The organism is Stygiolobus sp. CP850M (assembly GCF_037389425.1).
Lineage (GTDB): Archaea > Thermoproteota > Thermoprotei_A > Sulfolobales > Sulfolobaceae > Stygiolobus.
In genome coordinates this window covers 1-14,429 of sequence record NZ_JBBHKR010000092.1, presented here as the reverse complement: position 1 = coordinate 14,429, position 14,429 = coordinate 1, and the positions used below count along the sequence as shown (strand labels likewise).

The window sequence follows — 14,429 nt, the reverse complement described above, 5'->3', positions numbered from 1 at the left end:
AGAGAGGTTAGTAGTCTTCTAGATAAGAGAGTTAAAATAGTTAAAGACAAAGCTGCAAAAGTCTCCCCTGAAACTGGAAAGGTCGTTACTGAGAAGGGTAAGGAAATAGAGTTCGATTATTTAGTTCTTTCCCCTGGGGTTAAAAATAAGAAAGGTGCATTACCTAGTTGGCACAGCGAAGAGGATGCCTTAAAATTAAGGCAAATGATAGACTCCTTCTCGGGTAAAAAGATTGTTATCGGATACTACGGTATTATCAAATGTCCAGCCGCACCCTTTGAGTTGGCATTCTTACTCAAACAGAAGTTTCCCGAAGCAAAAATTACTTTTATTAATCCAGTAGCACAACCTCCAGAACTGCAAAAACCAATGGCTTCGAAGTTAGCCGAGAGAAGTAAAGAACTGGGAATAGAGATTATAAGAGGAGCAAAGATATCGACAGTGAATGTTTCAGATAAAGTAATTCAAACTGATGACGGACAAAAGATAAGCTACGATTTAGCCTTAATTGATACTCCTATATACGTAGCGGAGGAATTTAGTAACTTAGTAGACTCTACGGGCTTTATCCCCGTAGATAAGGAGACTCTTAAGGTGAATGGCTTTGATAATATTTATGCTGTAGGAGATGTGACGAACATTATGTTACCTCCTAAGACGGGAGCAATAGCCCATTATGGTGCAATCCACGTCGCTCAAAGCATATATAATGATATTATGGGTTTTGGTAAGATTAAGTTTGACGGTAGTGCGTTGTGTGCAGTGTATGGAGGTTACGGTAATGGTTACTTTGTCTATATGAACTATAATAAAAGCAGGGCTCTAGGTCCTTCTAGTATATTCCACTCAGCTAAGAGATCCTTTACAAGCTTGTACTGGTTATCGTTAAAGGGAACAATTGATCCTTTTCTTGAAATAGCAAGAAAATACTTCAGTGGTGGTCCTGAACTCATCAAGACTCGTTAGTGCCCGGTGTCATCACGCTAATAGTTTATAACATAAGAGGTAATAAATTAAGCTAAAATCAGACAAGGAGCGTTCTTCACTTCTCAGGTTCTTCCCACTTCATCATCAGTCTTTGCGGGTTTAGCTCATCGATCGCAAGGGGTGGAACATCCTCATCTGTGAAGTAATCATTTCATTTTTTACTTTTCAAGATCATTAAGTAAGTAATGATTTTAGATGAGATAATAAATGAGTTACGGTTTGCATTAAAAGGCAAAAAAATAACAAATTCGTGTATAGGTGTTGCCTTTACAGCAAGCCTACTTAGTGACGGAAATCTTGGGATTTCTCACACAATACTAGACGGAGAAAATAGTATGAGTGGAGAAATAATGGGTAAAGAAGCTGAAGAGGTAGTAGAAAAACTGACTTCAAACCCGCTAGAGAGGTCGGTAGCATTATCGGTGTTAAACGCGATAAGTGTTTTACCGACCTTTGAAAGGGGCGATCCATTGGATGTTATGGAAGGAAATAAACTTTGCCTATTTGGCTACTCCCCTATGGTAGAAACCAATAAATTCTCCTCGATCATTATTTATGATTTTAGAAACCCCGAGACTCAGAACCTCGGCAAAGTAATAGTAAAACCGTATTCCTCACTGACTTCCGAGACATGTAATACTGCTGTTATATTTGCTTCTGCATTGGTAGCAGGTTATACGGAGAGTATACTTAAGAGGATATCAGCTGACCACCTGATTTTGAGCGGGATATCTTCAGTTTACGCGCCGTCTACCCTTAGAAACTACGGATTTGAGTATGTGAGCAAAGTAGAGACTGTTGATAAATTCAGAGCTTTTAGGACTGTGTGTGAAGGGGGTTCAGGAAGGCAATTAGCTAAATATATATATAAAATCTATACAAAGCTCTGAAAATTAGATTGTACTCTTTATTTCGTCAATACTTTTATAACACTTGTCCTTAAACTTAAACTCTAAATCCAGGCATCCGTTATCTTTAACGATTTCCACCCTTATGTCATCAGGCACTTTTTCTTTACTCTTTATTAGTTCGTTTATCTTGAGATAGGCTATAGCTACTCTTGATAAAGCCCTTATATCAGTACCTAAAGTGTAGCTTATATTCATAGCTTTCTTAGCATTTTCTAAGTACTTTTGGTCATCAGTTACAGCCCATAGTCTTGCAAAAAATATTGCAGCTTCAGAGTTAGCAATAGGTTCGTAAACCGGTAGTTTCACAAGGTCATTTTCTGCTTTACAATCTCTGAAACCCAAATTATCAGCTAAGTTATTCAATATCCATTCAGCTACTTTAATAGCTAGGCTAAGGTAACTATCGTTAAAGGAGTTTTGATACAACGTTAGTAATGCATTGCCTACCATAGCCTGGTCTATTAAAAGACCGGAGACCTCTTTTCTACTACTCCTTACAACGCTTCCGTCTTCCTTAATTCTTTCCATTAGCTTTTTAGAATACTCATCAGTCTCAATTCCCAAGATCACATTTAACGCTAGATTAGAGGTGTATTTTTCATCCAAATTCGGCTTCTTTCCAGATAATAAAAAATCTGCAACTGGGTCTGCAGGTGTGACTAGTTTTAAGATTTTCTCGTATTCTTTATGTAGTCTAGAATAAAACTTAAGGAACTCAACACCTCTGAAGTCTATTGGATTACCATCAATAGCGTAATTGAGGATATCATAAAATTCTACCGGGTTAACATCCTCTACTCTTTGCGGTACTGTGGGTAATATTCCCACAATCTTGTCCCTATTTGAATAAATATCTCTTAGTCTATCCTCTACATAATCTACGTTTTCTGATTCTATTATTCCTAATAGTCTACCGTCAGGGCTTATTATTCCTATAGATGGTATTATGCCTCTACTATACCTTACCGTGTATTGTAAGTACTCTATGGAGTTTAATTTTATCAAATAAAACTTCTGTGCTATTTGTAATTTACTTATCTTTTCAAACAATTCGTCACATACATTACATTTGTCAGAAGTAAAGAATATAGCTAATAATTTTCCATAGAATTTTGCGTCAGCCAGTGTCTTTTCGGATATCATACATACCGTAATGCTTATTTCAGTTTAATAACTTACTCTCTCTAATGAGTAGACCACAAACTAAATGGAGCTGCGGGCTATGCGGGAATCCAATATATTGGGACGAATTATTCACCTTTTTATCAAATAAAGCAGTAGTACACTTCACGTGCCTAAAAGAGAAAGCGCTCAAAACAGCAAGAGTTAGCCAAGACACGATGAACATAGTTCTTGATTCGCTTCAAGACGAGTTAAACAAAATAGTAGTGTATAAACAGAGGATGTCAAAAGCTGGTGACAATGAAGAAGTTAAAAAGGCATTAGAACAAACTGAGAAAGATGCTGAGAAGAACTCTGCAATTCTCACCAGGCTCGTAGAGAAATTAAGCTCTATAACAAGTTAAATTTTTATTCTATGTTTCTTTTTAAAGATTCTAGATAAGGTAATATTGACAGAAAAACGATATATTTAGATAATGAGTAAGTTTGTATATAAATGAAAGTCACGTTAGTTTCTTATACAGTTGATGGAGAGAGAACTATTGCAATTGCAGCAAAAATGAGTAGGTCAAGAAAAGGGTGGGAGTATCATGCACAAACGATGAGTGATGAAGAAATAGAGGAATGGATAAGGGACGCAATAGTTCACGGATATTGGTCTGTGCTTGAACACAGTGTATACACTTTTTCGCTTGAAGGTATTTCAAGAGTAGCGTCTCATCAACTTGTAAGGCACCGTATCGCTTCGTATACTCAAATGAGTCATCGCTTTGCAAAACCAGTCGACGAATATTATCAGCCTGTTATACCGCCTTCTACTAAGAATCGGGCTTGGCAAACTGTAGAGGAAGCGTATAGAGAAGCATACAACCACTATTATAAACTCCTAGAAGCTGGTGTACCTGAAGAAGATGCCCGTTACGTTTTACCGAACGGTGTCAACACGAACATTGTTGTGACTATGAATGCACGAGAACTTTACAACTTCTTTGCCCTACGTTTGTGTTCAAGGGCACAGTGGGAGATACGTCAGGTAGCATGGAAGATGCTCGAAGAAGTGAAGAAAGTACACCCTAGACTATTCCGTTATGCTGGGCCGAATTGTATAATTCATGAGAACTTTATACGTGACACGCCGATAACTCTTGACTCAATAAACGAGAAGACGGAGTTTATAGCGAGGCGTTGTATAGAAGGAGTCCCGAAAGAAGGGATTTATAAATGTATACAAAATTCAAAACTATCACATTAATTAGTCTTATCTTCAAGTAGTAATGAACAGAAATAGAGAGCTTTAGTTTAAATCTCTTTTTTAGTTTATGTTATCTTTTCCTAACAATTGATAGAAAGGTATTTTAGGTGATAAAATTAGAATATTCCTGATGGCTTTTACGCAGGCAATTTTAGCCTTTGGTCTCCCTCTCGTGTTATTCTTAGCTGCAGGTTATGGCGGATATAAGGTTCTATCTCTAGCTGTAGAGGGGAAATTTAACCCTTTAAAGGTCAGTAGATTTGAAGCCGGCAACATTCCATTCGGAGAAGGTAGGCTTTGGTTTCCCCTTCAGTATTATGGGTACTTACTAGTATACACCTCAATTGAACCGATCATTGTCCTTTTGTTCTCGATATCTGAGGCATCCTACTTTACCTCGTTTATACTGTTTAGGAATCTCCTAATAATAGTATTTACAACTATAACTGTCCTTTATCCGGTTCTGTACTATGCAGTAAAGCAAGTTAATATAATACAGTATTGGTTAATTAGGAGGTGATATAATGTCGTCTTCACAACAAGTTCCTCAGTCTCTTCTCTCAAAGGTTATTCAAGACCTAATTGGAAAGTTTAAGGTTACTGGAAAAGCCGAATCAGATACGAGAGGATATGTAGAGGTAGACAAATCTAAAATCATTCAAGTAGCCAGTTATCTAAAAGAAATAGGATTTGATCACGTTAAGAGTGTAACAGGTATTGATTATCCTGAGCAGAACCAATTTGAGGTAGTTTATCACGTATCTTCTTATTCTGTTCCTGAGCTCACTAAAGTTATATTAGCCGTTAAGTCTAAAACTAGCTACAAAGATCCTAAATTTCCTTCCCTTTATTCCATCTGGGAAAGTGTGTGGACTGGTGAGAGGGAAACTTACGAAATGCTAGGGATTATATTTGAAGGTCATCCTGAGTTGAAAAGGTTATTTTTAGATGAAGACTTTGAAGGAGTATATCCACTGAGGAAGAGCTTTAAATTAAAACAGGAGGGGTTGTTTATTGACAAGTCAGCCTGAACCTTCAGGTCTACAAGTGGATATTATTCCAGTACAAGGAGAGCTTAACGTAGGTCCTCAGCACCCTGGTTCAGGGCACATGAGAATCTATGTAAAACTTAGCGGTGATATTATTGAGGACATAGATTTAGACGTAGGATATGTGCATAGAGCGGTGGAAAAACTAAGCGAAATAAGGAACTATATGCACTTGATTCCTTTGGTCGAAAGGCCTGCTATACTGGATTCAATCCACATGAACTTGGGGTATATACTTGCCTTAGAGAAAATATTAGGGGTAGATGTCCCTGAAAGGGCGCAGTACCTAAGGTCTCTTGCTGCAGAGATAAACAGAATAGCCAGTCACCTCTACGGTACGGGTATTCTTGGGATTTTCTTAGGTCACTCAACGGCATTCATGTGGGGGTTTGGAGATAGAGAAGTGTGGGTAGAGATACTTCAAGCTTTAACCGGGGCAAGAGTTACCAATTCCTATGTTATCCCAGGCGGGGTCAGGAGAGATTTGACTCCAGCAATAAAGGAGATGATCGAAAAAGCCCTAGCTTATCAAAGAAGGAAGATTAAGGACTGGTATAAGATATTCGTTAATAATCCTAATATAAGGAGTAGATTAGAAAACGTCGGAGTAATGACTAATGAGAATGCGATAAAATGGGGAGCTGTAGGTCCTAACCTTAGGGCTTCTGGTGTATATTATGACGTGCGGAAGATAGAGCCTTATGCAGCATATAGTAAGTTAGACTTTGAGATACCCGTTTATAAAGAAGGTGATGCTTATGCTAGGCTATTGGTCAGGTTCGAAGAAGTTGAGCAGAGTATGAGGATGATTGAACAAATTATAAAGGAAATTCCGGAGGGTAACATTCTAAGTGATAGATTCTTTAAACAAATTCCCCCAACCAGATTAAAGAAATGGTGGGAAGGTCAGAAAAAAATAGTATTCCCTGGATATTATGCATCATTTAGACCTCCTAAGGGGGAAGCTGTAAGTAGGGTAGAGGCAGCTAGGGGTGAACTATTATATTATATAGTAAGTGACGGCTCACCTAAACCTTACAGGCTGAGGATAATAACACCTTCGTATCGTATGATTTACGTGTTTAAGCAGTTAGCTAAAGGCGCTAGATATGCAGATTTAGTTGCAATTTACGGTAGTTTGGATTACTTCCCACCGGAGGCGGATAGGTAATGTTGTCCCTTTCCCATATAATTAGTTTGATAAAGTTCTATCTCTTTTACCCTTCATTTTTTGCAGTAATAATATTCCCGGGGCTAATATTTACTACAGTAATACTATTGGTAACCATATGGTTTGAGAGAAAAGCAGCTGCGAGAGTGCAGATGAGGATAGGTCCATTATACGTCTCCAAGAGGACAGGGGGATTATTACAACTAGTAGCAGACGCAATTAGAATAGTGTTCTCAGAAATAATAATACCTAACGGAGTAAATCCCACTCTGTACGTATTAGCCCCTGTATTACCATTAGCATTCAGTTTTATACCAATGGTGTTAATTCCGTTTTCATCAATACCACAAAGCGGTTCTGTTTTATCGCCCTATTATTATGATTTTTACGACCCCGAAATAGGACAAGGGGTTTTAGTAGGTTACTTTGTCGAGTATAATATGGTTCTAGTGCTTGGCATATTGGCTATAATTCCAATATTTATACTTCTACAGGCTTGGGCTACGAATAACAGATTTGCTATTTTAGGTGCTGTTAGGGAATCGTTATTGTCTGTATCTTACGACGTTCTAATACTCATGGCAGTTGTAGCAATAGCCCTAGAGTACCACACTTTAGATATAGCAAGAGTGGTAGCTACTGGAATTCCAGGTATCATAGCTAATCCATTAGCGGCTTTAGTGTTCTTTGTAGGGATGATAATGGGCACTGGTAGGTTTCCATTTGACATTGTAGAGGCTGATACTGAGTTAGTGCTAGGGCCTGCAACAGAGTATAGCGGTTTCTTATTTGTTCTAGCTATGGGTGGAGGTTACATAGCCACATTTGCTTATTCTTTCATATTTGCTGATCTGTTTTTGGGTGGTTGGGCACCTCTTTCAGGACTACCCGGAGCATTAATCACGTCAATAAAGGCAATATTAGTTTTATGGTTTTCAGTTTTTTTAAGGGGTGTTTATGGTAGATACAGGTTGGACCAAGCCCTACGTGGGTCTTGGAAGTATTTATTACCCGTAGCTTTTGCCTCAATTATTTTAGGTTTGGTGGTGGGATGGATATGGATAAGGTAAAGGAACAAAACCCGAAAATTAAAGAATATAAAAAGGAGAATCCCTTTAGGCTTTTCACAGATCATCTTCAAGCAGTAGGTGCAGGGCTTAAATATATGATATCTCCGCAGAGGATAACAATAAAGTACCCAGAAGAGTCATTGAGTCTGCCTACTGGTTATAGAGGAATGATAAGGCTTTACAAGGACATATGTATAGGTTGTACTTTATGTGCATTAATCTGTCCAGCAGACGCTATGAAAATGGTCACTGAGGAGGGTAAAAAGTTACCAAGTATCAACTATGGAAGGTGTGTGTTTTGTGGTTTCTGCGTAGATGTATGTCCAGTAGATGCTCTTAAGGAGACTAGAGTTCACGATGCTACATTTACTAATAGAAGAGATCTAGTGTTTAGACCAGATAGGTTTAGCCAAGATTTCGATGAGCCAGCTCCAGTAGAAGGTGTCGTAAAGAAAGTGAAAGCGATAATAGATGAAAAGAAGGGGATAAGATATGTTCCAGACGAATGATCTTCAATTAGTATTATTTCTTCTATTTTCAATATTAAGCATAGCTTCAGCAATATTTATAACTAGACAAAGAAACGTATTCTATGCTTCTATAGGGCTTGCCTTTCTAGGAATAGCTATAGCTATACTTATAGCACTGCTCAGCCCGTCGGCCTATGCTTTTTACTCAGCATTTCACTTGCTCCTATACGTAGGTTCTGCAGTAGTATTTCTTTCCATATCACTTGTAGTATTCAGAGGGTTAGAAGTAAAGGAAGTACAGATACCTTGGGCTGGCGTAGCCGCTGTTACAGTGGGGGCTTTAGTTTACATAGGGCTATTTGTGACGTTCTCGTCTATATCTCCAGCCTCAGCGGAGTCCATTGTGTTCAGTTTAGTAAAATTCGCAAATATTTTTTTGCAACAGTATTGGTTCCCAACAGTCATTCTAATTGTAGCCTTATTAACTACTATGATCGAAGCCTTATCCCTTGCTAGAGGTGAGAAGACATGATACTAGGTGATTTGGGTTTAACTGTAGCCTCAATACTACTTGCTATAGGAGCTTACGGTTTAGTAAATAGTAAGAATATAATCAGGATCTTACTGTCCTCGGAGATTATTGTTAATGCGTCAATCCTTATGGTTTTTTCAGCTTCATCCCTCCTGAATAAAGTTTATTTACCGATATTTTTCTCTATTTTTGCAATTGGCATGGCTCTTATCGAGGTCGTTGTAGCTTTCGCAGCTATATTTCTATATTATAGGTCTAAAGGTAGTTTAGAGGTGGAATGAAGAATGTTGACCTTAATTGTTTTCATCATATCTTTTACTCTCGCTTTAATTACCTTTTTTGTTAGAGGTAAGCAAAGCGGGGTTATCGCAGTATTATCTATCCTAGTTAACGTCTATTTTGTATTTAGATACGGTCTTTATTATACGTTTTATGTAGCGAGCAATATAGGGAGCTTTGGGTTTACTGTAAACGATTTCAACTATGCCTTTGTGATTACAATCTTGTTAGTGACCCTCGTAACAACTTATTACTCCTTGCGATATATGGAGAAAAAGTTCCACGAGTTAGGTAAGGAGTCATGGAGTCTATATTACGGTCTATACACGTTATTTGCGATTTCTATGCTTTACGTAGTCATCTCCACTAATTTATTGGAGCTTTATGTATTCCTAGAGGTAGCTCTAGTCACCTCTTTCCTACTTATCCTTCTTTATGGCTATGGTGACAGAAGGAGAATTAGTTTAATGTATTTCATATGGACTCATGTAGGGACAATCTTGACTTTGACCTCTATAGTTATTCTGGGCTTGACCACTGGTAAAATGGACGTTTATTCATCTTATGGAGTTCCTTATGATTACTCAACTATCTCTTATGCCGAGTTAATTTTCTTTATAGGTATAATTGGAATGCTAATAAAGGGTGCAATTGCCGGTTTCAATATTTGGTTACCTTATGCGCACGGTGAGGCTCCTACTCCCATATCGATACTGCTAAGCCCTAATATGGTAGGTTTAGGCATTTACGTTGTAATATTATATTACTACCTATTTCCTTCGTTTTACTACCTAGCTCCCATCTTCATTGGATGGGCTATTATAACGATGATTTACGGAGGTCTTAATGCTTTAGCTCAAAGGGACTTTAAGAGGTTCTTAGCCTACTCTAGTGTTTCACAGATGGGTTATATGCTATTGGGTGCTTCAGTCTCCTTCTTTTTAGGGATTAACTCAACTTTACAAGTCCTCCCGCTAGGAATATTAGCGTCAGTATTAATTTACGTATCTCATGGTTTTGGTAAGGCTTTACTTTTCATGAGTGCAGGTGCATCAATAACAGAACTAGAAGAAAGAGATATAGAAAAACTGGGAGGATTATATCTCGTATCACCTATCCATTCAACTTTAGCCTTTATAGGTCTTTTGAATATTCTAGGTCTACCTCCTTCTATTGGACTGATAAGCGAAGTTTTGCTATTACTTGCTGTAGGTCAGTTATCAGGGATCATAGGCTTAGGTTGGCTAATATTACTTGTCGCATTGCTGATGATAGCAATAGGAGTGTCTTCAGCCTACGGTACTTATTTATTCAAAAAAGTATATGGGGGCGTTAAGGAGGTAAAGAAAGACTTAGATAAAGCATACGAATACACGGTTCCGATGACGTTAATAGCTGTAGTCAGTATATTGTTCTTTTTCTTCCCTCAGTTATTAGTTCACTCTTTCATGAACTTCGTACAAACGCTACAAGGTTCCGATATTTCTCTATTCCTGATTACAATTCTACCTGCTTTAGGTTCCCTTATAGCTCTTTTACTACCTAGGGGTGTCAATCAGGATGTAAGAGGTGTTGTGGTAACTCTTCTCATAGGTATTTCCCTAGTTTTGTCAGTCGAGAGTCTGGTGTCCTCCCTCGGTAATCCGTTGTTCAGTCAGACACAAGCAGTCACTCTATTCGGTTACTTTGTCTACAGTTCCTCCTTAATTCAGAGTATTATAGGAGTCTTTGTATCAAGTTTAGCCTTCTTCATATCTTTGTACAGTATAGGGTACATGAAGGAAGATAACGTGCTAAGAAGATATTGGGGGTTCTTCGGGTTCTTCGTATCTTCTATGCTGACCGTTGTATTCGCAGATAACGTGTTACTATTTTTAGCAGGTTGGGAAGGAACAAGTTTAGCATCCTACGGACTAATAAGTTACTGGCTCGATGATAATGATAGGAACGTGGTAGGTGACTTCGGAAGGAAAGTACTCGGAATAGAATACTTGTCGAGACCAACCACAAGTGGTATAAGGGCTATGATATTTACGAGATTAGCAGACGTAGGTTTAATTGTTGGGCTTGGGTACTTACTATTACTCACAAGCGGTACTCAATACTCAGGAGTTACCTTATTATATCAAGGGCTGTTTACAGCTATACATACGGTCTATTTCTTACCATACGGGTGGGTTATACTATTCTTGATACTACTAGGCGGACTGGGGAAGAGTGCTCAGTTCCCGTTAACACAGTGGCTTTTAACAGCAATGACAGGTCCTACGCCCGTCAGTGCTTTAATACACGCTGCCACTATGGTAAACTTAGGAGCTATTCTTACGTTCTTAATGTATCCTTATCTCCTATACCCTGATCCGCAAACCACTATACTGATGAGCATTATGGTAGGAATAACCATGTTTACTGCAATTTATACCAGTACTGGTGCTTTGGCAGCAAACGAACAAAAAATAATTCTTGCCTATTCAACAGCAGACCAAATATCACTTATGATACTCTCTTCGTCGGTTGGTGCGTTACTTGCCTCAGCCACTGGCAATTTAGTATTCCTAAGCTCGGGAATTATAGTTGGTTTAATACAAATGATAGCCCACGGCTTATACAAGGCATCGCTATTCATGAATGCTGGAAGTGTGATTCATTACACTGAAAACAGATACGTAGGGGTCTTCAGAACACTTTACAAGAAAATACCTTCGGTCTTCATACTTCAGTTAATAGCCGCTCTAAACCTCGCTAGCGTTCCGCCTTTGATAGGTTTCTGGGCTCATAACCTTATAGGAAACTTGGTATCAGACGCCGGTTTACTAACTCTTTATGCGATCGTGGAATTACTAGGCGGAGTTTACATAATCAGATATATAGTGAAAACATTCATTTGGAAAAATGGCGAGGAAGTCCACGAAGAAGGTCATATTCACCTTCTAATGGTTGTTGCCCCGGCTTTCACAGTTATAGCTTCAATTATTTTGGGCTTATTGTTTATCGTATCTATCCAACCTTACTTAGTATCACTGGGTCTTTCCGCTAGTTACACCTCTTTGGACTTGATATCATTAATAGGGGCTTTAGTCGGTTTGTTGTTATCCTTAGGTCTATATCTTAACGGAATAGATATGGGTAAGACTCCTCTTCAACCTTTGACAAACTTCCTTTACTATGGCTGGTATGTAAATCCGATCCTCGATTTATTGGGGCTTGCTAGCTTCAAGTTCGCCCAAGGTCTTTACAATAACTTTGAACACGGTGTAATTGATATGGGTCTAAATGTCAAATTACCTCAAGGGATAATAAATGTGGGAACGAGTTTGGTCAAGGTTACAGACACTGGAGTCTTGAGGGATTATATTTTACTTTATTTAGGTGGGTTTGTAGTCCTAATCTTTATCTTAATAATTATAATGGGGGTGTAAATAGATGCAATTCTCTCTCTACCTACCTTTAGTTATTCCTTCATTAATTATGGTATCATCATCTATTGTAGTCTTATTCCTTGATAACGGAGAAGAAAAGGGGTTCTTACGGTCAGTCTACCTTACTTTTGTGACCTTACTAGTCTCTCTTTTCGTATTCTTAGTATTTTTCTTGTTAAAGTACTATGATTATTCTCTGTTCTCTTACTCAGTATACTTGACTCCTTTTGGCTACTTCATAGTTATAGCCTCTATACTTGCATCATTAATAGTGATAGCTGGAGGAGTTACAGAACTAAAGGATTGGGATAATAGAAGCTCATTCCTATCTCTGGTTACATTAACAAACCTTGGAGTAGTTTATTTAGCCTTTGCGTACAACGTATTGATGATATTTGCTTCTTGGGGTATAGCATCGGCAGCAACTTACGTGATAGCTATGCTTAAGAAGGACTATAACTCTACTGAAGCTGGAGTTAAATATCTTGTAATGGGCTTGCTCTCAAGCTCGCTCATGATAGTGGGTCTAGCGTTTTACGTGCTAGGGATAAATAACTTGTCTTTAGATGCGTCGATATCTTATTCGACACTGGTGATCTTAGGTATATTGTTCTTCTCAGTAGCTTTTCTATTCAAGATAGGAGCATTCCCGTTCCAAGGATGGTTACCTGACGTTTACTCAATGGCTGATAGAGTTTCAGTTGCTTTCGTCTCTAGTGTGGGTAAGATCGTTGGTATAGCTCCTCTAGTGGTCATTCTATATTACATACAGCCCATGAATTACCCAGTATCTTTAACCGTTTTTGCGATGTTTACTATTATTGCGGTAGCAAGCTTGGTTTTTGGAAACGTTGCAGCCTTTTCGAGAAGGGATTTTGCGGCTATGTTATCTTACAGCAGTATAACCCAAGTAGGCTTTATGCTAATCCCGATAGCCATGTTCCCGTACGATGAGAGTGTGGGATTAGCGGGATTGATGATATATTTATTAGCGTATTCTATAGCTCAAGCAGGTCTATTCCTAGCTCTTTCACATGTGGAAAAAATTAGTGGAACTAGTAGCTATGATGGGTTCAGAGGAATTGCAGCTGTAGATAAGGCATTAGCCTTTGCAGTGTCAGTATTGCTACTGAGCTTACTAGGTTTACCACCTATTATAGGTTTTTGGGCTAAGCTTTTCGTGTTGGAATCTTCTTTCTCTCAGCCCTGGCTCACTCTAATTGGTTTCTTGAACAGTGCAATAGCTGCAGGTTACTATATACCGCCAATAAGGGAGATGTTTAGAGAGGGTAATTTCCAACGAGTCAGTTCTCCTGAGAGAAGTTCAGCATTAGTGGCGTCAATCTTAAGTATTATAGTGGGAATAATAGCCCCATTGATTTTTGGGGTGTTAATTTGATAAGAGTAGCCCTTGTAGGTATAGGCAATGTAGCGAGTGCTTTACTACAGTCGCTCGAATGGGTTAAACAAGGCAAACCTATATACGGTGTTCTTACCTCACTTCCTTATAAACCGGAAGATATTGAGGTTGTTAAGGCTTTTGATATAGACAAGAGAAAAGTAGGGAAAAGACTGTCGCAAGCTATTTTCGAAAAGCCGAATGTAGTGCCTAAACATGTAGAGGTAACGAGCGACATAATTGTTATAAGGGGAGAGACGTTAGACGGTAAGGAAGGAGTACTTGAGAGGATAATAGAAGAGTCAGAGCTTCCTCCAGTAAACGTCTCAGAAGAGTTAAAGAAGGAGAAAGTAGATGTAGTAGTGAACTTGTTGCCAACTGGAGCACAGAAGGCTAGTGAATATTATGCACAACAGTCGTTGATAGCTTCCTCAGCGTTTATAAACGCTACTCCGTCTTCGATAGTTGAGAGCTTAGATAGAAAGTTTAAGGATTTACATATTCCTTTGCTAGGAGATGACCTATTAAGCCAAATAGGTGGAACAGCTTTACACACTGGAATTATTGAATTCCTTAAAAGCAAAGGTGTAAGGGTCACAAGAACTTATCAGGTAGATATTTCAGGAACTACCGAGACGCTAGTCACCCTTGAGGAATGGAGAAAGGATCTGAAGAAGGGAATAAAAAGTGAATATATATCTAAGCACTCGAACGGTGCGACCGTTGTTGCAGGGACGTCAGACTACGTTGAGTTTCTAGGAGATAGAA

The 14,429-nt window shown here is 38.6% G+C and carries 15 protein-coding genes; 14 read left to right on the top strand and 1 reads right to left on the bottom strand.

The annotated features are described in order from the left end of the window. A partial coding sequence (locus WIW89_RS11880; RefSeq protein WP_337720934.1) for an NAD(P)/FAD-dependent oxidoreductase occupies positions 1 to 966 on the top strand: 966 nt, incomplete at its 5' end. 206 nt (positions 967 to 1,172) lie between these two features. Continuing rightward, positions 1,173 to 1,877 (top strand): Rossmann-like domain-containing protein, encoded by a 705-nt coding sequence (locus WIW89_RS11875; RefSeq protein WP_337720933.1) that lies wholly within the window; start codon positions 1,173 to 1,175, stop codon positions 1,875 to 1,877. Between the two features lie 3 nt (positions 1,878 to 1,880). Here the strand turns inward: WIW89_RS11875 and WIW89_RS11870 are convergent, their stop codons facing one another. After that, positions 1,881 to 3,041 (bottom strand): hypothetical protein, encoded by a 1,161-nt coding sequence (locus WIW89_RS11870; RefSeq protein ID WP_337720932.1) that lies wholly within the window; start codon positions 3,039 to 3,041, stop codon positions 1,881 to 1,883. A 44-nt stretch (positions 3,042 to 3,085) separates the two neighbouring features. Between WIW89_RS11870 and WIW89_RS11865 the strand changes: the two genes are divergently transcribed. From WIW89_RS11865 to WIW89_RS11810, 12 genes are all read left to right on the top strand, one after another. Then, complete coding sequence (locus WIW89_RS11865; protein WP_337703445.1) at positions 3,086 to 3,424, top strand: DUF2175 domain-containing protein; 339 nt, start codon at positions 3,086 to 3,088, stop codon at positions 3,422 to 3,424. A gap of 92 nt (positions 3,425 to 3,516) precedes the next feature. Then, entirely contained in the window at positions 3,517 to 4,272 is a 756-nt protein-coding gene (gene thyX, locus WIW89_RS11860) for an FAD-dependent thymidylate synthase (protein WP_337720931.1), read from the top strand. Positions 4,273 to 4,402: 130 nt separating this feature from the next. Further along, a complete protein-coding gene (gene ndhC / locus WIW89_RS11855; protein WP_337720930.1) occupies positions 4,403 to 4,792 on the top strand; it encodes an NADH-quinone oxidoreductase subunit A in 390 nt (129 codons plus the stop codon). A 4-nt stretch (positions 4,793 to 4,796) separates the two neighbouring features. Further along, entirely contained in the window at positions 4,797 to 5,303 is a 507-nt protein-coding gene (locus WIW89_RS11850; protein WP_337703439.1) for an NADH-quinone oxidoreductase subunit C, read from the top strand. Continuing rightward, positions 5,287 to 6,492: an NADH-quinone oxidoreductase subunit D gene (locus tag WIW89_RS11845; protein WP_337720929.1), complete on the top strand. Its 1,206-nt coding sequence runs from the start codon at positions 5,287 to 5,289 to the stop codon at positions 6,490 to 6,492. Before WIW89_RS11850 ends, WIW89_RS11845 begins: the two co-directional genes overlap by 17 nt. Then, positions 6,492 to 7,562, top strand: coding sequence for an NADH-quinone oxidoreductase subunit NuoH (nuoH, locus tag WIW89_RS11840; RefSeq protein ID WP_337720928.1), 1,071 nt, complete (start codon positions 6,492 to 6,494; stop codon positions 7,560 to 7,562). Before WIW89_RS11845 ends, nuoH begins: the two co-directional genes overlap by 1 nt. Further along, entirely contained in the window at positions 7,544 to 8,071 is a 528-nt protein-coding gene (nuoI, locus tag WIW89_RS11835) for an NADH-quinone oxidoreductase subunit NuoI (RefSeq protein ID WP_443294889.1), read from the top strand. Before nuoH ends, nuoI begins: the two co-directional genes overlap by 19 nt. Further along, entirely contained in the window at positions 8,055 to 8,564 is a 510-nt protein-coding gene (locus WIW89_RS11830) for an NADH-quinone oxidoreductase subunit J family protein (RefSeq protein ID WP_337703432.1), read from the top strand. The genes nuoI and WIW89_RS11830 overlap by 17 nt, the downstream gene beginning before the upstream one ends. After that, positions 8,561 to 8,845, top strand: a complete 285-nt coding sequence (locus WIW89_RS11825; protein ID WP_156007525.1) for an NADH-quinone oxidoreductase subunit K — start codon at positions 8,561 to 8,563, stop codon at positions 8,843 to 8,845. The genes WIW89_RS11830 and WIW89_RS11825 overlap by 4 nt, the downstream gene beginning before the upstream one ends. A gap of 3 nt (positions 8,846 to 8,848) precedes the next feature. Continuing rightward, positions 8,849 to 12,262 carry a proton-conducting transporter transmembrane domain-containing protein gene (locus tag WIW89_RS11820; protein WP_337720927.1) on the top strand — a complete coding sequence of 1,138 codons (3,414 nt, stop codon included), beginning with the start codon at positions 8,849 to 8,851 and terminating at the stop codon, positions 12,260 to 12,262. A gap of 4 nt (positions 12,263 to 12,266) precedes the next feature. Next, a complete protein-coding gene (nuoN, locus tag WIW89_RS11815) occupies positions 12,267 to 13,661 on the top strand; it encodes an NADH-quinone oxidoreductase subunit NuoN (protein ID WP_337720926.1) in 1,395 nt (464 codons plus the stop codon). Continuing rightward, positions 13,658 to 14,429: inositol-3-phosphate synthase (locus WIW89_RS11810; protein WP_337720925.1), on the top strand; the 772-nt coding region annotated here is incomplete at its 3' end. The genes nuoN and WIW89_RS11810, both read left to right, overlap by 4 nt.